The sequence below is a fragment of the Streptomyces sp. NBC_00028 genome, assembly GCF_045041065.1.
In the GTDB taxonomy this organism is placed as follows: Bacteria; Actinomycetota; Actinomycetes; order Streptomycetales; family Streptomycetaceae; genus Streptomyces.
In genome coordinates this window covers 168,109-187,805 of the sequence record NZ_CP108293.1, presented here as the reverse complement: position 1 = coordinate 187,805, position 19,697 = coordinate 168,109, and the positions used below count along the sequence as shown (strand labels likewise).

Sequence of the window (19,697 nt, the reverse complement as noted above, 5' to 3'; positions counted from 1 at the left end):
CACCGATTCGACTGAACAACCCGAGGGGAACAACACCATGAAGTCCACCGCTCGAATCAAAGGCCTGGCGACTGTCGGGCTCGTGAGTGGCGCGGCCATAGCGTCGCTGGTCGTGACGAACGCGAGCGCCGTCACGACCAAGACGAACGAGCACGCCGTCGCCTCGCAGACGGGACACCGTGCGAAGCCGACGGTGGTCCTGGTCCACGGGGCGTTCGCCGACTCCTCCAGCTGGAACAGCGAGATCGGCTACCTGCGACGGCACGGCTACCCGGTCTATGCGGTCGACACCCCGCTGCGCGGCCTGGCCTTCGACAGCGCTTATGTCGAGGCTCAGCTCAAGACCATCAAGGGTCCCGTGGTGTTGGTCGGCCACTCCTACGCGGGAGAAATCGTCAGCCAGGTCGCCGCAAAGACGTCGAAGGTAAAGGCCCTCGTGTACGTGGCGGCTCTCATCCCCAAGGCGGGAGAGACCGCCGGCTCTCTGATCGGACAGTTCCCCGGGTCGCAGCTTGTCTCGGAGAACTTCCGCACCGTTCCCCTGCCAGGAGGTGACACCGACGTGTACCTCAAGGCCGACAAGTACGGGACCGTGTACGGCAACGGGCTGTCGAAGTCGGACATCCGTGTCGCTTCGGTGACTCAGGAGCCGGTCGCCCTCTCGGCCTTCACCGACAAGGCCACGGTGAATCCGCCGGCCAAGACGCCGAAGTGGGCGGTCATCGCGACCGAGGACCACGCTGTACCGACGGCCGCCCAGACGTTCGAGGCCAACCGGGTGGGCGCCCACCTCATCTACACCCGCTCGGGACACGATGTTCCCTCGATCAGCCCGGAAGCAGTCAATCGCGCCATCGTCGCCGCCACCGACTCCGTGCACTGATCGACCTCGCGGTGGGGCGGCCCGTACCGGGGCGCCCCACCCACGGCGTCGCACACCCCGCGCCCGCCGGGCAATGATCAGGGGCCCGACGGGCTTTGTCTGGACCGAGGTCGAAGGGACAGGCCTCGTCCTGACCGCATTTGCAGGCCCTGCACAACTGACAACCCGCAAACGCAGTCAGAGCCATCCGTGCGAAAAGCATTGGTGCCCGGCTTGCTCCGCTGATGGACTGACGTCCTGCCGTGAGTCTGCCGTGTGACGGAGGTAGTAGTTGTGACGGGTTATGGCGAGCTTGCCGAGGTGTACGAATGGCTCATCTCTGATGCAAAGTTGGCTCCAGCCGAGTTCGCCGCGTCGTTCGACGACGTCCTCAATCTCCTGCCGTCGAACGCTCACGTCCTCGACTGTTCGTGCGGAACCGGGCAGTTGGCGGTTGGCCTCGCTGGTCGTGGCATGCAGGTTTTCGCAACTGACGCCAGCGAGGCGATGGTTCGCCGGACTGCAGAGTTGTCTGAGGAGTTCGGGGCATCCGTCCGGGCCGTACGGGCGAACTGGGAAGAGTTGCCCGACCATTTCCAGGACAACACGTTCGACATGGTGTTCTGCGTTGGCAACTCGCTTCACCATGCCACGGGTGCGAAAGGCAGGGGTGCTGCTCTGGAGTCGATGTCACGGATTCTGCGCCCCGGCGGGCGTCTGGTACTCACATCCCGCACCTGGGAACGCGTGAGGGCCAGAGGTTCCCGGCTGGAGATCAGTGACCGACTCGTGCGCCGGAACGGTCGCGATGCCGTCGTGGTCTACCGCTGGGAGATCGCGCCGCATTGGGAGGAGGAGCACCACATCGAGATTGCGATCGCGCAAGTTGATGCGACCGGGTTGGTTCTTGTCCGCTCGGAACTGCTGTCCTGCTGGCCCTACCGGTACGAGGAACTCGAAGTCGAACTGCACCGGGTCGGACTCCAGACGGAACTGAGCACGTTCGATCTTGAGGCCGAGAACTACATGGTGGTCGCGAGGAAGGTATGAACACCGGACTCTCAGTCCCTGGCCTGACCGCGCGGTTGCCCGCAGGACGCTTGCGCCCTCTCATCGGTGCGGGTTCAAGTGGTCAACGCAATGCCTTGGACGAGGAGTGCTCGTCGATCAGGCTGCGGTAGCTCCGGGGTGGCGGTGTGGCGCTGCTTCCTGGTCGCGTCCAGTTCAACGAGCAGGATTTCGTCGATCAGTGAGGGTCGGTCAGGCTTTCCAGCCGGCGTCCAGGCACGACTGCGCGAACGTATAGGTTGCCAGTTGCCAGGCGTTTTCGCCGCCGTCGGAACCGCGAGTGAGGATGGTGGCTCCCTCGGCGATGCCTTTGGTTTTGCTGGACTGGGCCCACTCGTTGACCTTGTTGGCGAGGTCGACGCGGGCGTCGGTGGTGTGGGCGGCCTTGTAGCTGTTCGCGAAGTCGTCGCAGGCGAGCGAAGCCGCGTCGTCGAGTTTGCTCGGGTCGGCTCGCTCCTCGTCGCTTCTGCTGCGGCAGGCGGTGAGGGCGAGAGCGGCGAAAGCTAGGGCCGCAAGGTGCTTGGAGCGCATGTTCCCCCCTGGAAATGGTGTTGAGGGGGCATCATGCCTGACTCGGAGTGATTGTTTCCGGGCACGCCGGAACTGGCCTCAGGGTACGCGGTCCGCTCCGGAGTGGAGGGCACGGTCAACGAGTTCGCCCACGGACACGGCATGCGGCGCTGCCGCTACCGAGGACAGGGAAAGGCTCACGTCCAGCACGTCCTGACGGCCATCGCCGTCAACATCGAGCGCCTCAGCGGACTGTCACCGGCCGAGGAAGTCCCCACGCCCCGCCGACCGACTGCTTTCCAGAACTACCTCGACCAGCGCGTGATCCCTTGCCCGAAGTCCTGGCGAACCCTGGGTAGTTGACCTCGGTGGCTACAAGATCCCCGACAGAGTCAAGCTCAGGTCCCTGGTAGGTCCCGTGGTGGGGCTGTTGCTATCGGCTGGCGCACTGTTGGCTGGATGATCGGTTTCCTTTGGTCATAGCTGTGTGGCGGTGTGGACCAGGCGGGCCAGAGTAGGGGAGTGGCTGTGGGCGGGCCAGACGATGTGGGTGACGACGGTGGGTGCGTCGGTCAGGGGGATGGCCGTGTGCTCGGTCCATAGCCAGGAGCGGGCGGAGTCGGGGACGATGGCCACGGTGCGTCCGAGGGCGATCAGCTGGGCCAGTTGCGTGGTGTTGTGGATCTCGGGTCCGGGACCGGGCGCGTAGACGCCGCGGGTGGGCCAGCGGGCGAGTGGCAGGTCGGGGATGTCTCTGACGTCGGCCAGGGACAGGGTTTCGCGGGTGGTGAGGGGGTGCCCGGCGGGGAGAACGGCGACCTGCCCCTCGGCTGTGAGTGCCTCGCTGTCGAAGCCGGCGAGGGAGTTCCACGGTGTGTGCATGAGGGCAACGTCGGCACGTCCGTCGCGCAGCAGCTCTTCTTGCTCGCACAGGCCGCACGGCAGGACTTCGATCTCGGCGCTGTCGGGCTGGGCCGCGTAGGCGTCGAGGAGGTTGCGCAGCAGTTCGTGGGAGGCGGCGGCCTTGACCGCGAGGACCAGTTGCTTGCGGGGGCCGTCGGGGCTGTCGCCGCCGGCGCGCCGGGTTCGGCGGGCGGCGGCGAGGGTGGCGTCGAGGGCGGCCCGGCCCTCGACGAGCAGTACCTCTCCGGCACCGGTCAGGCGCACTCCACGGCGGTTGCGCTGAAGTAGGCAGGTCCCGAGGCGGCGTTCGAGCTGCTGGATTGCCCGCGACAGCGGCGGTTGGGCCATGCCCAGGCGCTCGGCAGCACGTCCGAAGTGCAGTTCCTCGGCGACGGCGACGAAGTACCTCAACTCGCGGGTTTCGAGGGTGTCCACGGCCGCAGCATACGCGGTGATACCCGACGGGTATGACAGGGCACCGGATCGGTGTTGGCCGCGCCACTCGTGTCAGGGCCACCATCATCGGCATGAGCGAAACGAAGATCGCGCTGGTGACCGGCGCGAACAAGGGCATCGGGTACGAGATCGCGGCCGGACTGGGCAGCCTCGGCTACCGCGTGGGTGTTGGAGCCCGCGACGAGACCCGACGCGAAACCGCCGTAGGGAAACTGCGCGCCCTGGGCGTGGACGTGTTCGGGGTACCGCTTGACGTGACCGACGACCAAAGCGTCACCGATGCCGCGGAGCTCGTCGAACGGCTCGCCGGGCGCCTGGACGCCCTGGTCAACAACGCCGGCATCTCGGGCGAGATGAGCCCGGGGTGGGAACAGGACCCGACCGCGCTCGACCTGGAGGTGCTGCGCACGGTCGTGGACACCAACGTCCTGGGTGTCGTCCGGGTCACCAACGCGATGCTGCCGCTGCTGCGCCGCTCGGCCTCGCCACGCATCGTCAACGTCTCCAGCAGCGTCGGTTCCCTGGCCCGGCAGGCGGACCCCGACACCGACATCGGCCCGATCATGGCGGCCTACGCGCCGTCGAAGTCGTTCCTCAACGCCCTCACCGTCCAGTACGCCCGGCAGTTCACCGGCACGAACATCCTGATCAATGCCGCCTGCCCGGGCCTGGTAGCCACCGATTTCACAGGCTTCCACGGACCTCGCACCCCCGAACAGGGCGCCGCCACAGCGATCCGGCTCGCCACACTGCCCGACGGCGGCCCGAGCGGTTCGTTCTTCGAGGACGACGGCGTCGTCCCCTGGTGATTACGACCTGTCCTGGGCTGCCGAAACCCCGGCGCGTCCACGAAACGGCGCGGACAGACCGGATCGGATGAGACAGCAGGAGGCGTGCTGCGACCAGGATCGGATCGCCTGGGATCTCTGGTGAGACGGCGGCTCGATGGTCCGGTCACGAATTTCGTCCGGTGACGCGTCCATGTTCATTGGAAGGCGGTCTTCAGGGCCGTCGCGGCTTCGCACAGTCCGGTGAGGTCCTGCAGGAAGTACCTCATGTCGGCATGGCCATCGCCCTGGCGGATCAACCAGGGGTTTCGGCCCGGCTTCAGGAGCTGGTCGACGGCTATGTGGCCTGCGCTGTCCGGCCCCGTGGCGATCCAATCGCCGGTCGGCAGACCGCGGCGTACCTGGTCATGAAGAGTGGACCAACTGTTCACGATCTGCGCCCGCCACCTTTTGGCCATGGCGAGTTCGTCGCTGAAGCGGCTCAGGGAGCGGAGCGTAGTGAGGGGTCGGCCGGAGGCTGGCACCAACAGTGTTCGGAGGGAATCCATGAAGTCCGCGACGGCCTGGTCGCGTGCGTCATCCGGGCGCAGGAGGTGGATGGCGTTGGCCTTGTCGAGGAGTTCGGTTGCGTCGACGGTCAGATCGGCGAGGGTGGGCGAGGTGAAGGGGGACAGCAGGGCCTGCTCGAAAACGGCGACTTCCTCGGCGGCGCGCTGACGGGTCTGGGCGTTCTGGCGAGCCTCGTTCTGAGTGTGGGCGAGGTGGTTGAACAGGAGGACGGCGGTGGGGCCGCCGAAGCACAGACCGGTGAGGCTGGAGACGACATTGAGGAGGAATTCGTGCCCGTCCCACCAGCCCGTGTAATCAAGCACCAGGCCGAGGGCGAAGAGAGTGATGCCGACGGGGACGAGAACGTAGGTGAAGAGCTGGATCTGGCGTGGTGTCTGGCTCCACCAGTTCGGTTGCTGCACGGCGGCCCCCCGTTGATCAAGTGCGCTGGAGGGACGTTAGCGCATACCCCCGGATGCCCCGCATCGTCTTTGAGGCAGGGTGTGAACGACGAACGGATCCGGTGCATGTGCCTGTCCGGCAGTAGCTGTCGTGGATCCCCGCCGAAGGTCTCGCCAAGATGTACTTCCGTGCGAACAGCATGAGGGATGCGAGCGTCTGTCCCCGACCGGGCTGACCCAACTCGTGCTGCCCCGGTGACACTCGGCGACAGCTACCAAGATCTGTGCCAGAACCCACGACTCTGCGACAGAGCTGTCACGCCACGGTTGGGGTGAGCCGAGAAAACACGTAGGGGCCTGTCCGGCTGTGCGGACAGGCCCCCATCGGAGCGCTGGGCAGGCCTTGCACCTGCATTTCCCCACGGGAAGTGGGGCGTCTTTCCTTGGACCACCAACGCGTGAACAACCACCCCGAGTTGCGGCGGCCAGCTCGTGATCAATATTACCCGACCCGGCGAGCACCGGTGACCGGGCGAGCGCGTCGCACCGGTCCGCTCGATGCCGGTCCTGCCACCATGGCCGCATGGAACGTGTACTTGGAATCGGCGGATACTTCAGGCGCGCCGCCGACCCGGCGGCCCTGAGTGCGTGGTACCGCGACTGTCTGGGCCTGGACACCGACGAGCACGGGCTGTGGCATCCGGAAGCCGGGCCGACGGTGTTCGCGGCGTTCGACTCCGAGACCGACTACTTCGGGACCCGCGCTCAGCAGTCCATGCTCAACTTCCGGGTCCGCGACCTGGATGCGATGCTCGCGCAGCTGCGCGCCAAGGGAGCGGATGTGGCTGCGGAGACTCAGGACATGGACGGTGTCGGACGGTTCGGGTGGGTCACCGATCCCGAGGGTCATCGGATCGAACTGTGGCAGCCTGCCGCCGAGCCAGGGGAGGGGGCGTAGGGGCATTTGGGTTGGGATGTGTGTTGTCCATAGTGGCCGGAGGGCAACCCGCCCTGAACATCGGGATGTTGGACCGGGCGGGGAGAGTCGGCCGAATGACTACGGCACACAAGACGGATCCCATTCCCACGCGTCGGCCTCACCGTGCGGCCGAGCTTGCCGCGGCGGCCCTCGCCATCGCCGGCTGCTCGGGTGAGGGCGACCCGGCCGCTCCCTCTGCATCCGCGTCCGCCTCTGCACCGGAGTCCGGCCCGACCGTCACTCGCCTTTGCCGCCTCACGTACTCTCGTGGCCAAATCCCGAGGAGAGGTCCTGTTCGGGAAGTCGACGTCCGGACTGGGCGGCCCTCTGTGCGACCGGGCCACCGTCCAGGTCCAGTACGGGAGAATCACATACCGTCCGTCCGATACGTCGTCGGCTGCCACGGAAGTGCAGCACAGCTACATCATGGAGTCGAGGAAGCGCAGCGAACTGCGCATCGACGGCCGGTCGGCGCACGCACGCGCTCGCCGAAGGAGTGCGTCTCGGCCGACGCCAGCGCCTGTGATGGTCTCCTGGAGGCGCTCTTCGTCGGGTCACCGCTCAAGACGAGTGAACTGACCGCCAAGATCAGCACTGGTAGTACCTTTCTTGGCGACGACGTCACCTTCTTCCCCGCTCCGTCCCTGCCCGACATCGTCCTCACACCGAAGTCCGGCGGACGCCAGACGGAACGATCGGGATCGGAAGCCCTCTCGGCGCCCTGGCAGCGGGCGAGCTCTCACGGGTCGTGGGCGCAGAAGGTCTCGACCTGGTCGCCGTGACCGCGGAGCAGTTCAGGGGTCGGGCCTGGGTGGCCAGGCGCAGATCGCGATGGACCTCGGCGCCTGTCTGGACGAGGTCTGTCAGTGGGTGCGGTTCCTTCGCGTCCTCGACTTCGCGGTGGTAGTAGTAGGCGTCGCCGCAGTTAAGGAGCCATCGGTCGCCGGTGTGCACGGCGATGGCGGTGTGGCCTGCGGGTGTGACCGCCCAGGGGGCCAGTTTGAACTGCGGTGGCAGTCCTTTCGGTTGTACGGCAGTGAAGCCCAACCATCCTTCATGGTGACCCGGCGGGGTTCGTGTGCCCAGTGAGCCGCGCGGTGGCGGAAACTGGGCGACTCCGCGTGCGCCACGTGGAGTTCGGCGGCGATCACATGGACATGGCCCTCGGGGAAGTCGGGAAGGCCGCCGCAGTGGTCGACATCCCGGTGGGTCACGAGGATGTGGCGGACGTCGGACGGCACATACCCGAACCGGGTGACCTGCCGTACGGCCGTCTCCTGCTCGGCGAGCGCGGGCTGCGCCATCCCGAACCATTCGGCGCCGAGCGCGCCGAGCCCAGCGTGCCGATCGGGTCGCGGACGTCGGCCAGGCCGAGCCCGGTCTCGACCAGGACCCGGCCGTCGGTGTTGCCGCTGATGGAGGCCAGCAGGACGTGGTCGCCGACGTGCTTGCGGACCCAGGGGTCGGCGGACATGCTGCGTGAGCGTCGTGGGCTCCTGCTCGACCTTGCCGGCCGTGCCAAGGCCCGTGATGCCGCGGCCGCGTGGACCGCACGGGTCCACGCCGTCACCGCCCGCACGGACCGGCAGGACGTCGACGCGTTGCTCATTCGACCCGACGGCCTTGTCGCCGGGGCATGGCCCACCGGGCGGGACTTCGGTGCCACCACGCTGGTGCGTGTGCCGGGCACATGGTTCAGCCAACCGGCCTGAGCAGCGCATTAACAGTCGTCTCAGGTTCGCTCCGTAGGAAGTCGGCATCCAGACAAGCGATGCAATCCGTATGTAGGAGGCTAGTGATGGCAGTCAACTCAGCGCCGTCCGGGAGAGCGCCGGCCGGTCGGTTGGCGGGCCGGTGGGTGCCCTGGTTGGTGATTGGCCTATGGCTGGTGCTGGCGGCGGGCATGGTGCCGCTGAGCGGAAAGTTGAGCTCGGTCACCACCGACAGCGCCGTGGACACCCTGCCGGCCAGTGCCGAGTCCACCAAGGTGGCGGTTCTGGACGACCGTCTCCCCGGTGGTGACAGCAACACGTTCGTCTTCGTGTACCACCGCGCCGGCGGCATCACCGACGCCGACCGCGCGACGGTCGAGCGCCACTACGACACCCTTGCCAAGCGGTACCCGCCGAAGGCGACGGCGGCGGCCGGTGAGGACGACGAGGGCTCACCGGTGAGCCCGTCCACCGACGGCAAGGCGATGATGTTCACCCTAGAGGTGGGCACGGACTACGGCGCACCGGAGGACATCGTCGGCCCGTTGCGTGACGCCGCGAAGGACCGCCCCTCCGGCCTGGAACTCGACGTGACCGGCCCGGGCGCGATCGACGGCGACATGGACGCCGTCTTCGACGGCATCGACGTGCAGGTCCTCCTCACCACGATCGTCGTCGTCACGCTCCTGCTCATCCTCACGTACCGCAGCCCGGTGTTGTGGATCATCCCGCTGCTGGCCGTGGGCGCGGCCGCACTGACCGCGATGGCGACCGTCTACCTGCTCGTCAAGGGCTTCGGCATCGTGGTCAACGACCAGAACTCGGCGCTGCTGACGATCCTGGTCTTCGGCGTCGGCACGGACTACGCGCTGTTGCTCATCGCTCGATATCGCGAGGCACTGCACCACCATGAGAACGTCCGGGTCGCGATGGTCCACGCGCTACGCGGCGCGGCGCCGGCCATCGTCGCGTCCGCGGCCACCGTGGTCGCCGGCCTGCTCTGCCTGCTCGTCGCGGACCTGAACAGCACCAGCGGGCTGGGCCCGATCGGTGCGGCCGGCATCCTGTGCGCGCTGGTGGCCATGCTGACGCTGTTCCCGGCGGTGCTCGTGGTGCTCGGCAGGCGGATCTTCTGGCCGGCCATCCCGCGGTTCAGCACGGCCGTGCAGGAGAAGCCGGGGCTGTGGGGACGGCTCGGCGCCGCCATCAGCCGCCGCCGGTGGGTGGCGACGCTCGGCTCACTCGGAGTCCTCGGCGTGCTCGCCCTCGGGCTGGCGGGTAACACCGGCGCCCTGCGGGAGCAGGACCAGTTCCTGTCCGCGCCGGAGTCGGTCACCGGTTTCACCGTTCTGCGCCAGCACTTTCCGGAGCTCGGCGGCCAGCCGATGACGGTCTTCACGCGGCCGGCGCACCAGGAGCGGGTGCTCGACATGGTCAAGGACACGCCCGGTGTGGCCCTGGCCGTCCCGGAGCAGACCAGCGGTGGCTGGGCCAACATCTCGGTGTTCCCGAAGGACGCGCCGGACACCGCCGCGGAGTACGACACGATCAGGCGGGTGCGCACCGCCGTGCACGCGGTGAGCGGGGCGGAGGCGGTCGTCGGTGGGCCGAGTGCGGAGAACCTCGACACCGAGGTGACCACCAAGCGCGACGAGAAGCTGGTGATCCCGCTGGTGCTCGCCGTCGTCCTGATCATCCTCGGGCTGCTGCTGCGCGCCATCGCGGCCCCGCTGGTCCTGATGGCCACCGTGATCGTCTCGTTCGCCGCAGCCTTCGGCGGCAGCGTGTTCGTCTTCGACACCATCCTCGGGTTCAAGGGCATCGATTCTTCGGTGCCGCTGCTGGCCTTCCTGTTCCTGGTGGCGCTCGGCGTCGACTACAACATCTTCCTGGCCAGCCGGGCCCGGGAGGAGACCGTGCGTCTGGGCACCAGAGAGGGCATGCTCAAAGCACTCTCCGCCACCGGTGGCGTCATCACCTCGGCAGGCCTGGTCCTGGCGGCCACGTTCGCGGTCCTCGCCACACTTCCGCTGGTGATGCTGGTCGAGGTCGGGTTCCTGGTCGCCTTCGGCGTGCTGCTCGACGCCTTGCTGGTGCGGTCGGTCCTGGTGCCCGCCCTCACCTTGCTGATCGGCCGGCGGATCTGGTGGCCGAGCCGACTGTCCCGTCCTGCGGCGCAGCTGCCGGACGGTCAACAGCCGCGCGCCGACGACGAGGAGCCCGCGCTGCAACGGTGAGCGCGGCGGCACCAACGAGATCCGGGACGGGCACAGGCCCGTCCCGGATCTTTTTCATGGGTCCGACGGCGGCGGCCCCTTGGTCCTGCGCCGTGCGGCCGGGACTGGGGCCCGCGCATTGCGGTGTCCTGCCTTGACGGTGTCCTGCCTTGACGGTGAGCCGCGCGGGGCCGTGCCCGAGGGCTGCCGTCCCTTCTCATGCGCCGCGCCGCCGGGCGGGTCAGGACGCCGCGGTGTCCTCCCCGGCGGTGGGCTGGGAGGTCGGGGCGGGCGGGGCCGCGGCCGGAAGGTCGACCCGAAGCAGCGCGCCACCGCGTGCGGAGCGGGCGACGGTGGCCCGGCCGCCGTGGGCGTCGACGACCCGCTGCACGATCGACAGCCCCAGACCGGATCCCGGCAACGCCCGGGCGCTGTCGGCACGGTAGAACCGGTCGAACACCCGCGGTACGTCGGCGGCGTCGATGCCCGGCCCGGCGTCGTCGACCTCAAGCACCACCGAGGCGTCCTCGGCACAGAGGCGGACCTGGACCGGCTGGTCCGCGGGGGACCACTTGCCGGCGTTGTCGATGAGGTTGAGCACCGCCCGCTCGAGCGCGGCGGGACGCCCGCTCACCCACGCGGAGGTCACGTCGAGCGCGACCTCGATGTCGGGCGCGCGGGAACGTGCCCGGGTCGCAGCGGCCGCCACCACGTCGGCGAGGTCGAGCACCTCGGTGTTCTCGTCGCTGACGTCACCGCGCGCCAGGTCGGTCAGTTCGGCGACAAGGGTGCCCAACTCGGCCACCTGGGCGCCGAGATCGTTGAGCAGCCGGGTCCGGCTCTCCGCCGGCAGTGCGCTGTCCAGGGTGCCGCGTCGATCGAGCCGGATCAGCAGCTCGGCGTTGAGGCGCAGGCTGGTGAGCGGGGTCTTGAGCTCGTGGGCGGCGTCCTCGGCGAGCAGCCGCTGGGCCCGCCGGGAGTCCCGGAGCGCGGCGAGCATGTCGTTGATCGACTGGATCAGCCGCCGGATCTCCCCACCGCCCTCATCCGGGATGTCGGCGTCGAGATCCCGGGTCTGCGCGACACGTACCGCCGCGGCGGTCAGCCGGTCGATCGGTGCCAGCCCGGTCCGCGCCACGGCCCGCCCTACAAGGGCGCCGCCGACCACGCAGAGCAGCCCGATCAGCAGCATGCCGAACCCGAACTGGTTGATCGGGCTGTCGTCGGCGAGCTGGGCCACCTGGACCGCACCGTCGCCCGCCCGCAGCGTGTAGACGAGGTAGCCCTCCTCGCTGTCGTTCGACTCCATCAGGTCGGCCGACGCGCCCTGCGCCACGCGCCCGGCGTGCTCGCTGACAGGGGGCAGCGCGGGTTGGCCGGCCGGCGTCCGGGTCGAGCCGTCGGGCAGGATGACCCGCACCAGCCGACCGGATCCGGGATACGGCGGTAGTTGGACCTGCGCCAGACCGGCGCGCTCGGCGTTGGTCGCCAGGACGCGGGAGTCGGCGCGCAGCTGGTTCTCGGCGGCGTCCCGCAGCTCCCAGCCCAGTAGTTCGCTGGCCACCTGGAAGGCCACGAACACGCTGAGCGCGATGGCCGTCGCCGCGATCACCGTCAGCCTGCTCCGCAGGGACCGTTGGCGCCACCATCGGGTCAGCCGGCGCGGTTCTCGGCCGGCGGGCCTGCTCACGGAGGAGTCTCCCGCAGCACATAACCCAGGCCGCGCAGCGTGTAGATCAATCGCGGCTCACCCTCGGCCTCCATCTTGCGGCGCAGGTAACTCACGTATACCTGGAGGTTGTTGGCGGTGGCGCTCATGTCGAAGCCCCAGATCGCCTCGAACAGCGCGTCGCGGGTCAGGACCCGGGTCGCGTTGCTCATGAGGACCTGCAGGAGGGAGAACTCGGTCCGGGTCAGGCGCAGCGGCCGGCCGCCCCGCCACGCCTCGAACCTGTCGGGATCGAGCCGGACGTCGGCGAACGACAGGATCTGCGACTCCTCGTCGGACGGCGTGCGCCGGCGCAGCAGGGCCCGCACCCGGGCCAGCAACTCCTCGGTGGCGAACGGCTTGGGCAGATAGTCGTCGGCGCCCGCGTCCAGCCCCGTGACCCGGTCGGAGACCTGGTCACGGGCGGTCAGCATCAGCACCGGCAGATCCCGGCCCGCGGCCCGCAACCGCCGGCACGTCTCCAACCCGCCGAGGCGGGGCATCATCACGTCGAGGATCAGCAGATCCAGCGTGTCGCCGTCGGCCCCAACGATCCCGTCGAGCACGGCGAGACCGTTGGCGACGGTGCTGGTGTCGTAACCCTCGACTTGGAGAACTCGCTCCAGCGAGTCACGGATGGCCGCTTCATCATCCGCGATCATGATCCGCACGCCGGCCCGCCCCCTTCCAGTCGATGTTTTTGCCGCTCATTGTCTCCGATCAACCTGAGGCGAGACTTAGAGCGTCGCTGGGGACCGCGCTTTTACGGATATCTAAGGGCGGCCGGGAGCAGGCGTGTTGAGTGGTCCATCGGGCGCCCTGGAGACCGGGTAAGCACGGGCCCTGGCGGGCATGGAGTTGTCTACGGTCAGTGATTACCAGGGTGCTCGTGCCTGTCCTGCCGTCATGCGAGCTCGAATGGGTGTGGGACGGGTCGTCTTCGGTCATGTCATCGCCGCCCTGGTGCACGGGTTCGGTTACGAACGCATCGCCGGCCCTGCTCGGACCGCGTGATCGGACGCCGCGTCAAGTACTGGGCTCAGCTCGGGATAGCCCAGCAGATCCACGTGCTCGCCCTTCAGGCGTCATCGGCAGCCCTGACGTCCCAGGAGGAACTGTCGAACTCGGTCAGGACGAGCACCAGTTCGTTCCCTGCGAACCTACGTGCTTCGGCGTCGATCAACTGGAGGAAGGGGGTCGTCAGCGACAACAGAGTCAACGTGTCCATGCCGGCGTCGGCTGGACCGTTTCTTCAGCTCGACGCAGCGAGGGTCGACGATCTCGTCGAACTCGATGCGCCAGTTAAGGTCAAGGCCGAAGCTGCCGAGGCGAACCAGAAGCTCAGCCAGCGTCACGTAGTGCTTTCCGTGCCAGGCAGGAAACGTGATCCCGTTCATCCCCGCCTCTGCCTCAGCTGTATCGCGTGCCATGCGGCCCCCTCGTTCAGCGAACAGTAGGGCACGTCCCTGACCAGCTCATGCGACCCATCGGACAGGCTCTAAATGTGCTGTTCGGGCACGTTGGTGACGCCGTGCGGCAGCATCTCGGCGACAGCATGGCCGAGGACTACCTGGCCCGCGTAGTCGTGGGGTGAAGGGTCAGGCTGCCAGGACCTGCCCATTTCGGGTTACAGCCGGCCGACTTCGGCGATCAGATCGTGCTCCTGCTGGTCGTAACCTCCGAGCCGCGGAAAGATGCGCTCGCGGACCACGATGAAGCTGTCGGCACCGGCAGACTTCGCATAGGTGGCGGCCCAGGCGGCGGCGCGGGCCTTGCGCTCGTCGGGGCCAAGCGCGCGCAGTAGGCTCTCCACCACGGCTGTTCCGGCGGCGAATGCGGCACCCGAGTCCGCATTCTGCTTGCGCCATTCCAACTGGCGCTCTTTGAAGGCGGCAAGCGAGCCGGTGCCGAGCGCCTCGAGCGCCGCCCGGCTCGCTGCACCATCGCGGCGGGCGAGTACTTGCGCGTAGAGGAGGCCGGCCCTCGCCGCCTCGTCGGACGCGTAGATGGTGCCGCCGATGACAACCGCGGCGACCACCAGGACGCCGGCGACCGCGGCGGTGGCGGCGGCACCGGTGGCGACCACCTCGACAGCCGGTGCGACCAGCGGGGCGAGGCGCGCGGCCAGCGCAGGGGAGGGGCCGACCTCCAGCTTCAGCTTTCCGGTGAACTCGAGCGTCACGGTGAGGTCATCGTATTTTACGTCCGGAAGCTTTGCCTTGAGCAGCGTGAACGTGAAGTACACGAACTTCGGGTCGGATTGCACTCCCACCTCGGGTTCGAGTAGCCACTTCTCGGCCTGCACGCCGAGCTTGATCCTCGCGGGCTTCCCGCCGGACGCCGGGTCCACGCCGAGCTTGGCCTTGAGGTCGCCCTTGAGCTTCTCCTCGAGCTTGACGCTCCACTTGCCGTCTTTGAGCACAGCGGTCGAGCCCACGGCGCCATGGCCCGATGACACTTTGCCCTTCAGCGTGCCCTCGATCTTGACTCCGACAACGACTGTCGCAGTGGTCAGGGTGCCGAGGTCGGCAGAGAACGCGCCCTCGAACGCGGCGGACGCTCCGTTGCCCGGCGGTGCGCCGCCGAACGGAGATGGGGAGGGCTGCTGGCCGCCGAGGGTTAGCGGAGGGGCCACTGGGTCTGGCGGGCGTGACACGAACTTCGTGAGTTCGACCCGGCGGTTGCGGGCAAAGGACTGGCCAGTCGGCGCGGGATCCGCGGGCTCGGCCGATCCGGCCGAGCTGACTTCGACGGCACTGAACCCCAGCGCCCGCAGGTATGCGCCAACGCCCTCCGCCCGCCGCTGCGACAGCTGGGCGTTTGCGGCCTCCGCACCGGTGACGCTGGCGTGCCCACGTACCGAGAACTCGATGGAGGCAAGCCCCGGCGCGAGCATGCCGACAGCGGCGAAGCGCCGGACAGCCGCTTCGTGCACAGCGGCCAGGTCCGCCCGGGCAACGGGGTAGTTCCACAGCACCAGCCGGTCGCCGCCGCCGTCGACCTGAGACTCAGGGTGCGCGCGGGCCCAGGCCTGTTCGTCGCTGACCATGGTCAGGCGGTGCCGGCGGGCGGGTCGCCCACCGTGACGTCGATGCGCGCGGCCGGCGGCAGGTCTTTGTCCAACAGCGGTGGGTGTGCCGCTAGACGCGCCTCGAGCCGGTCGGCCTCCAGGGCGAGTAGCCGGTTGTCCAGCACGAGTCGGCGGTTCTCCTCGGTGCGGCGGTCGCGGGTCTCCTTCTCGCAGGCGCAGCACTGGCCGACCACCGCCTCGGCGTACAGCGCGGCTGTGGGCAGGATGTGCCGCCGCTCGTCGCGAACGGTCGCCTCGATCAGGTCGGCGACACTGTCGGTGAAGAAGGCCTGCAGCCGCGGCTCCCGCTCAAGGCGCACCGGGACAGCCAGTTGGTCACCGACGATACCGACCGGTGTCGGGTCGATCAGTCCGCCGAGTGCCAGCGCGATGACCGCGTCGTCGGCGCCGCCGGAGCGCTCGTTCCACACCGCGAACCGGTAGTGGTCGATGTTCCGCTCGTCGTTGAGGTGGTCCAGCAGAGCCTGGAGCCGCTCTTCGGCGTCGGCGGTCTCACGCAGGCCATAGGACTCGAGAACGCGCAGCTGCCGCTCCTCCCGCGCGATGCGGGCCAGCTCCGCCCGCTTCTCATCGCGCAGCCGCTCCTCGGCCTGTGCCTTGGCCCACGCGTCGTAGGCGACGGTGAAGGCGCCGATCGCGCCGAGCAGCCCGCGGTCGTCGTAGGTGTCGAGGTTGCCTGTGTTGGCCTTGATGACCGCGGTCACCGCGAATGAGCTGATCAGCTCATGCGTGATCGTGCTGAACACGATGGCCTGGATCTGCCAGTACACGGCCGTGCCGACCGAGTCGTCGTGGGCCAGCCCGGCGACGGCGTCGGCGGAGAGCGCCGCAAGGACCCGGTGCATCGCCTCCACCTGGCCGGCGCCCGGCTGCGTAGTCCCCGGTGGGATACCGACTGCAGCCAGGTCAGTGAGCAGACGCGGCGCGTGCGCGGCGAGGGCTCTGGAGAACAGGTACCGCTTGATGTCCGCCACGGACGTCGCATCGGCGATGATCGCGCCGGGCACCGACAGCGGGAACAGGATCGGCGTACCGCGGATCAGGGCGACCGCGTCGGCGACCGCGCGGGCCGCGGCGGCCACGGCGTTCCACTCGATCGAGCCGGCGTTGGAGGCCTCGTCGTCGCCGCAGGAGCAGCCCTCACACAGGATGGCGCAGGCCCGGTCGCGGGCGTCGAGCAAGCGAGCGGCCGCGAACCCGGGCTCCAACGAGCGGTCAAGCAGGGCCAGGCGCAGCGCCGTCTCGTGCACGCGGATCGCATTGCGGTCGAATCCGCGCAGCCGGGTCAGCTGCGAGCTGGGGATGAGCACCGTCAGGCGCACGTCCTCGGCCCGCACATACGTGGTGACCCGGTAGTTCGCCAGCACCTCGAAGAAGGGAACGGTGAGGGTGTGGCAGAGGTTCGGATTGCGCAGCTTGCGGGTGACGCGCTCCTCCCGGCCCGACTCACGGGACTCGGTGACTTTCAGCGTCCTGCTGGTGCGGACCCGGTTGGTGGAGCGGGACGTGGCCTCGACGATGGAGTTGCGGGTCTGCTTCTCCGCAGAGTTGACTCCCGTCCGGGCCGTCATCCCAGCGGTGATGTCGGCGTTGACCACGCCGACGGTGAACCCGACCTTCCCGCCGCTGGTCATCTCGAAGCCGGACTGTTGCGCAACGTCCCGGGAAACGTCCACGGCATCGCGCCGGCTGCCGGAGCTCTCGGTGTTCTGCTCGGAGTCGAAGGAGTCGGTGGACTCGAAACCGGTGCGCAGCCGGTCCCAGGTGAAAACCTCGACCGTCTGCTCCTCGCTCGGGCCCAGTGTGAAGGAGTTGACCACCCTGCCACGGGTGTACCCGCCGAGCTTCCACTGCTGCGTGAACGGCATGTAGATGGCCAGCGGCAGCGAACGGATGTCAACCGGGCCGGCGGCTGCGGCCGCCGCAGCGATCATGACCCGGCCAGGCATACCCCTCGAAACCCGGTCCCAGTCGGCGGGGTCGTCGGACAGCGGCACGTGTCCGATGTGCGGGGCTTCCGCCGCAGCCTCGTCCGGACCAACCAGGTTGATCACGATCGGGCCCTGAAGATCCCCGTAGATCAAATTCAGTCGGAAGAATCGCTCGTATTCGATCTCCTCGATGACGTCGTCGGGCGGGAGATCGATCCGGCAGGCGTTGAGCAATCGTCCCGCGCGGGGCTTTCCATCCTCGGCTTCGTCATGGGGATCCGATGTGATCATGTCGTCTGCCACAGCTATGCCCGCCCTCGACTGAGGACACTGGTGCTCACAGTTGTCCCTCCCCCGTCCCCGCGGCCGTGGCGCCGCTCGAGAGCCAGTCCAGAATCACGCCAACTGGCCGTCAAGCAGAACGAGTTGATTGCGTAGCAACGCAACAGCGAAGTCCAGCCCCAGCGCCCGCCCCGAACAACGCAACAGGCGTAGGCCGAATCAGCCGACCATCCTCGGCACCCACCCGCGGGTGAGGCGGAGTGGGTTCGAAGGAGGGGGAACGTCCGTGAGTGACGTCCAGGAGCGGTCCTCGGTGCATCGGATCGTCTTTCGCTGGGACTACGGCCACCAAGTGTCGGTGACGCCTCAAAAGGGGTGCGCAACAGGCTGCGCAGTGATGCGCATTGCCACGGCGCGGGGATCCGCCGGGGTGTGATGGCGGCGGATCGGTTCACGCAGATCGCCAACGGCCTGTTCCGAGGCACTCGTATGTCGTTCAAGGCGAAGGGCCTGTTCGGACTGGTCAGCACGCACCGTGAGGGCTGGCGTAGGACAGTAGCCGGCCTCGCACGCGGGCGTGGATGCGGTGACGACCGGTTTGGTGGAGCTTGCGCGCTACGGCTTCCTGCGGCGTGCGCGTGAGCGCAACCCGGACGGCACCCTCGGCGCGGCGACGTACGTCACTGATCTGCCTGTCCTGCAAGACCCCATGCCACGACCAGACTTCTTCTGGCCCTTCATCGTGCTCGACGTGACCAATCCGACCGCGCCCGTCGCCCTCGCCGACGGGCCGCGATTCCGGTAGCAGAGCGTGCGGCGGCTGGTTGGGAGTGTGGCCGACCGCGCCTGCGATGCGTGTGAGGCCGCTGAGCGGGCGCCGGAACCGGTCGGCGTCTGAGGTGGAGGGGCGGGTCGTACGCCCGGATACGGGTGTCGGGTGCCTCCAGGTCGGGGACGGCCGAGATCCGCCGCCAGCGGCACCCGGAAGATCATTACGCCACGCACGGGAGGGGTGGGAGCAGGGACTGCAGCGGCGAATCGCGCCTATTGCGATTCTATTTCAATACGCAACATAGGTCTTGAACTGCAGTTTTGTCAGTCAAGTGAGATCTTGTCTGAAAATCTTTGCGGCGACTTGCATCAACTTTTCAACACGTCTGAGAATGCGTCACATGACGACACGCATCGCACGGATATCGCGTCACGCAGCTCTCGCCGTCATGACCGCAGCGGGCCTCTTGCTGATCGCGGCCCGCCCTGTGGGGGCGACCGCCGAAATTCCGGCTCCGTCGTGCGTGGAGTATTACCAGAGCTGGCGTTACACCGACGTCCACAACGGCTGCCAGGACACCGTTTCCGTCACCGTTGAGTACACGAACGACCAGTGGGCCCCCTGCCGTGTCATAGGAGCCGGCGGCTGGGTGACCTTCTCCGGGTACGGCCCCGACGGCAACTACGTGACAGGGCTGTGGACGTGCGTCGCGGATCAGGGCGGTGAAGACAACCCCTGACCCTCGCTGCACTAGCGTGTTGCCGCCGCTGCTGTGGAGGATGAGGCAGCCGTCTGCGTCGCGGCGCACCCCTGCACCGGGCTCGGTTTACTGACGCAGGCTGACTCCGGTCTGGCCTGGCCCGGTGGCTTCGGCTGCGGCTTGCCGTCAGCTGCGCGGTGCGCCGGCGCGCAGGCCGTCCATGACGATGTCGAGGAGGCGGGTGGCTCGGGGGCGCCAGTCCTCGGTGGGGGTCATCTGCCACAGGCCGGCGATGGCGAGCATGAAGTCGTCGGAGGTGACGCCGGGACGGATGGTGCCGGCTTCTTCGTTCGTGCGGAGCAGAAGGTCGGCCGCCTCGGTGACGGGGGTGGGGGAGGGCTTGGCGGGGCCGCCGGGAGCGCTGGTGGCCAGGCGGATCGCGTCAGCCAGGCCCGCTTTGGTCATGGCGAACTCGGCCAGCCGGTCCATCCAGGTCCGCAGGGCCTCGGGCGGTGACAGTCGCTCAAGGAGCTGGGTCGCGTTTTCGGCTACCTGCCGCATCTCGTGGCGGTAGATCTCCAGGATGAGGGCCTCGCGGTTGGGGAAGTTCCGGTAGAACGTGCCCTGGCCGACGCCCGCCTTCTTGGCGATGGCGCTCAGGGGCACGTCCGGGCAGCGCGTCAGCTCCGCGACGGCCACATCGAGAATGCGCTCGCGGTTGCGCTGTGCGTCCGAGCGCAGGGGTGCGTTGTCGTTGTGCTGCACGCGG

The 19,697-nt window shown here is 68.3% G+C and carries 20 protein-coding genes and 1 pseudogene; 10 read left to right on the top strand and 11 right to left on the bottom strand.

What is annotated here, in order from left to right; translation table 11 throughout:
- Window positions 1-112: 112 nt before the first annotated feature.
- Both OG885_RS00905 and OG885_RS00900 read left to right on the top strand, forming a co-directional pair.
- Window positions 113-883: an alpha/beta hydrolase gene (locus OG885_RS00905; protein WP_405724472.1), complete on the top strand. Its 771-nt coding sequence runs from the start codon at window positions 113-115 to the stop codon at window positions 881-883.
- Window positions 884-1,156: 273 nt separating this feature from the next.
- The gene (locus OG885_RS00900) at window positions 1,157-1,912 is read left to right on the top strand and encodes a class I SAM-dependent methyltransferase (protein ID WP_405742520.1); all 756 of its coding nucleotides are present in this window, start codon (window positions 1,157-1,159) and stop codon (window positions 1,910-1,912) included.
- 210 nt (window positions 1,913-2,122) lie between these two features.
- Here OG885_RS00900 and OG885_RS00895 read toward each other — a convergent pair whose 3' ends face one another.
- Window positions 2,123-2,461: a hypothetical protein gene (locus OG885_RS00895; protein WP_405724470.1), complete on the bottom strand. Its 339-nt coding sequence runs from the start codon at window positions 2,459-2,461 to the stop codon at window positions 2,123-2,125.
- Between the two features lie 102 nt (window positions 2,462-2,563).
- On the opposite strand from OG885_RS00895, the gene OG885_RS00890 reads away from it, so the two are divergent.
- Window positions 2,564-2,803, top strand: coding sequence for a transposase (locus tag OG885_RS00890; protein WP_405724468.1), 240 nt, complete (start codon window positions 2,564-2,566; stop codon window positions 2,801-2,803).
- Window positions 2,804-2,917: 114 nt separating this feature from the next.
- Here the strand turns inward: OG885_RS00890 and OG885_RS00885 are convergent, their stop codons facing one another.
- Window positions 2,918-3,778, bottom strand: coding sequence for a LysR family transcriptional regulator (locus tag OG885_RS00885; protein WP_405724466.1), 861 nt, complete (start codon window positions 3,776-3,778; stop codon window positions 2,918-2,920).
- A gap of 92 nt (window positions 3,779-3,870) precedes the next feature.
- Here OG885_RS00885 and OG885_RS00880 point away from each other — a divergent pair, with 92 nt between their 5' ends.
- The gene (locus OG885_RS00880) at window positions 3,871-4,608 is read left to right on the top strand and encodes an SDR family oxidoreductase (protein WP_405724464.1); all 738 of its coding nucleotides are present in this window, start codon (window positions 3,871-3,873) and stop codon (window positions 4,606-4,608) included.
- A 176-nt stretch (window positions 4,609-4,784) separates the two neighbouring features.
- Here OG885_RS00880 and OG885_RS00875 read toward each other — a convergent pair whose 3' ends face one another.
- Window positions 4,785-5,558 carry a hypothetical protein gene (locus OG885_RS00875; RefSeq protein ID WP_405724462.1) on the bottom strand — a complete coding sequence of 258 codons (774 nt, stop codon included), beginning with the start codon at window positions 5,556-5,558 and terminating at the stop codon, window positions 4,785-4,787.
- Between the two features lie 562 nt (window positions 5,559-6,120).
- Here OG885_RS00875 and OG885_RS00870 point away from each other — a divergent pair.
- Window positions 6,121-6,495 (top strand): VOC family protein, encoded by a 375-nt coding sequence (locus OG885_RS00870; protein WP_405724460.1) that lies wholly within the window; start codon window positions 6,121-6,123, stop codon window positions 6,493-6,495.
- Between the two features lie 884 nt (window positions 6,496-7,379).
- On the opposite strand, the gene OG885_RS00865 is transcribed toward OG885_RS00870, so the two are convergent.
- Both OG885_RS00865 and OG885_RS00860 read right to left on the bottom strand, forming a co-directional pair.
- Window positions 7,380-7,820 carry an MBL fold metallo-hydrolase gene (locus tag OG885_RS00865; RefSeq protein WP_405724458.1) on the bottom strand — a complete coding sequence of 147 codons (441 nt, stop codon included), beginning with the start codon at window positions 7,818-7,820 and terminating at the stop codon, window positions 7,380-7,382.
- A complete protein-coding gene (locus tag OG885_RS00860) occupies window positions 7,727-7,990 on the bottom strand; it encodes a hypothetical protein (RefSeq protein WP_405724456.1) in 264 nt (87 codons plus the stop codon). The genes OG885_RS00865 and OG885_RS00860 overlap by 94 nt, the downstream gene beginning before the upstream one ends.
- On the opposite strand from OG885_RS00860, the gene OG885_RS00855 reads away from it, so the two are divergent.
- Window positions 7,989-8,228, top strand: a complete 240-nt coding sequence (locus OG885_RS00855; RefSeq protein ID WP_405724454.1) for a hypothetical protein — start codon at window positions 7,989-7,991, stop codon at window positions 8,226-8,228. The two genes, OG885_RS00860 and OG885_RS00855, sit on opposite strands and share 2 nt — an antisense overlap.
- A gap of 86 nt (window positions 8,229-8,314) precedes the next feature.
- A complete protein-coding gene (locus OG885_RS00850) occupies window positions 8,315-10,465 on the top strand; it encodes an MMPL family transporter (protein ID WP_405724452.1) in 2,151 nt (716 codons plus the stop codon).
- Window positions 10,466-10,685: 220 nt separating this feature from the next.
- On the opposite strand, the gene OG885_RS00845 is transcribed toward OG885_RS00850, so the two are convergent.
- Window positions 10,686-12,134 carry an ATP-binding protein gene (locus tag OG885_RS00845; protein ID WP_405724450.1) on the bottom strand — a complete coding sequence of 483 codons (1,449 nt, stop codon included), beginning with the start codon at window positions 12,132-12,134 and terminating at the stop codon, window positions 10,686-10,688.
- Window positions 12,131-12,823, bottom strand: coding sequence for a response regulator transcription factor (locus tag OG885_RS00840; protein WP_405724448.1), 693 nt, complete (start codon window positions 12,821-12,823; stop codon window positions 12,131-12,133). The genes OG885_RS00845 and OG885_RS00840 overlap by 4 nt, the downstream gene beginning before the upstream one ends.
- Before the next feature lie 259 nt (window positions 12,824-13,082).
- On the opposite strand from OG885_RS00840, the pseudogene OG885_RS00835 reads away from it, so the two are divergent.
- A pseudogene (locus OG885_RS00835) lies at window positions 13,083-13,273 on the top strand (IS5/IS1182 family transposase); the annotation flags it as partial.
- Here OG885_RS00835 and OG885_RS00830 read toward each other — a convergent pair.
- From OG885_RS00830 to OG885_RS00820, 3 genes are all read right to left on the bottom strand, one after another.
- Window positions 13,231-13,380, bottom strand: coding sequence for a hypothetical protein (locus OG885_RS00830; RefSeq protein WP_405743189.1), 150 nt, complete (start codon window positions 13,378-13,380; stop codon window positions 13,231-13,233). The pseudogene OG885_RS00835 and the gene OG885_RS00830 overlap by 43 nt on opposite strands.
- A 399-nt stretch (window positions 13,381-13,779) precedes the next feature.
- Window positions 13,780-15,201, bottom strand: coding sequence for an OmpA family protein (locus OG885_RS00825; RefSeq protein WP_405724446.1), 1,422 nt, complete (start codon window positions 15,199-15,201; stop codon window positions 13,780-13,782).
- 2 nt (window positions 15,202-15,203) lie between these two features.
- The gene (locus OG885_RS00820) at window positions 15,204-17,465 is read right to left on the bottom strand and encodes a hypothetical protein (RefSeq protein ID WP_405724444.1); all 2,262 of its coding nucleotides are present in this window, start codon (window positions 17,463-17,465) and stop codon (window positions 15,204-15,206) included.
- Window positions 17,466-18,057: 592 nt separating this feature from the next.
- Between OG885_RS00820 and OG885_RS00815 the strand changes: the two genes are divergently transcribed.
- Together OG885_RS00815 and OG885_RS00810 are read left to right on the top strand one after the other, a co-directional pair.
- A complete protein-coding gene (locus OG885_RS00815) occupies window positions 18,058-18,261 on the top strand; it encodes a hypothetical protein (protein WP_405724442.1) in 204 nt (67 codons plus the stop codon).
- 367 nt (window positions 18,262-18,628) lie between these two features.
- Entirely contained in the window at window positions 18,629-18,967 is a 339-nt protein-coding gene (locus OG885_RS00810) for an alpha-amylase (RefSeq protein ID WP_405724440.1), read from the top strand.
- Window positions 18,968-19,114: 147 nt separating this feature from the next.
- On the opposite strand, the gene OG885_RS00805 is transcribed toward OG885_RS00810, so the two are convergent.
- Entirely contained in the window at window positions 19,115-19,693 is a 579-nt protein-coding gene (locus tag OG885_RS00805; protein ID WP_405724438.1) for a TetR/AcrR family transcriptional regulator, read from the bottom strand.
- Between the last annotated feature and the right edge of the window lie 4 nt (window positions 19,694-19,697).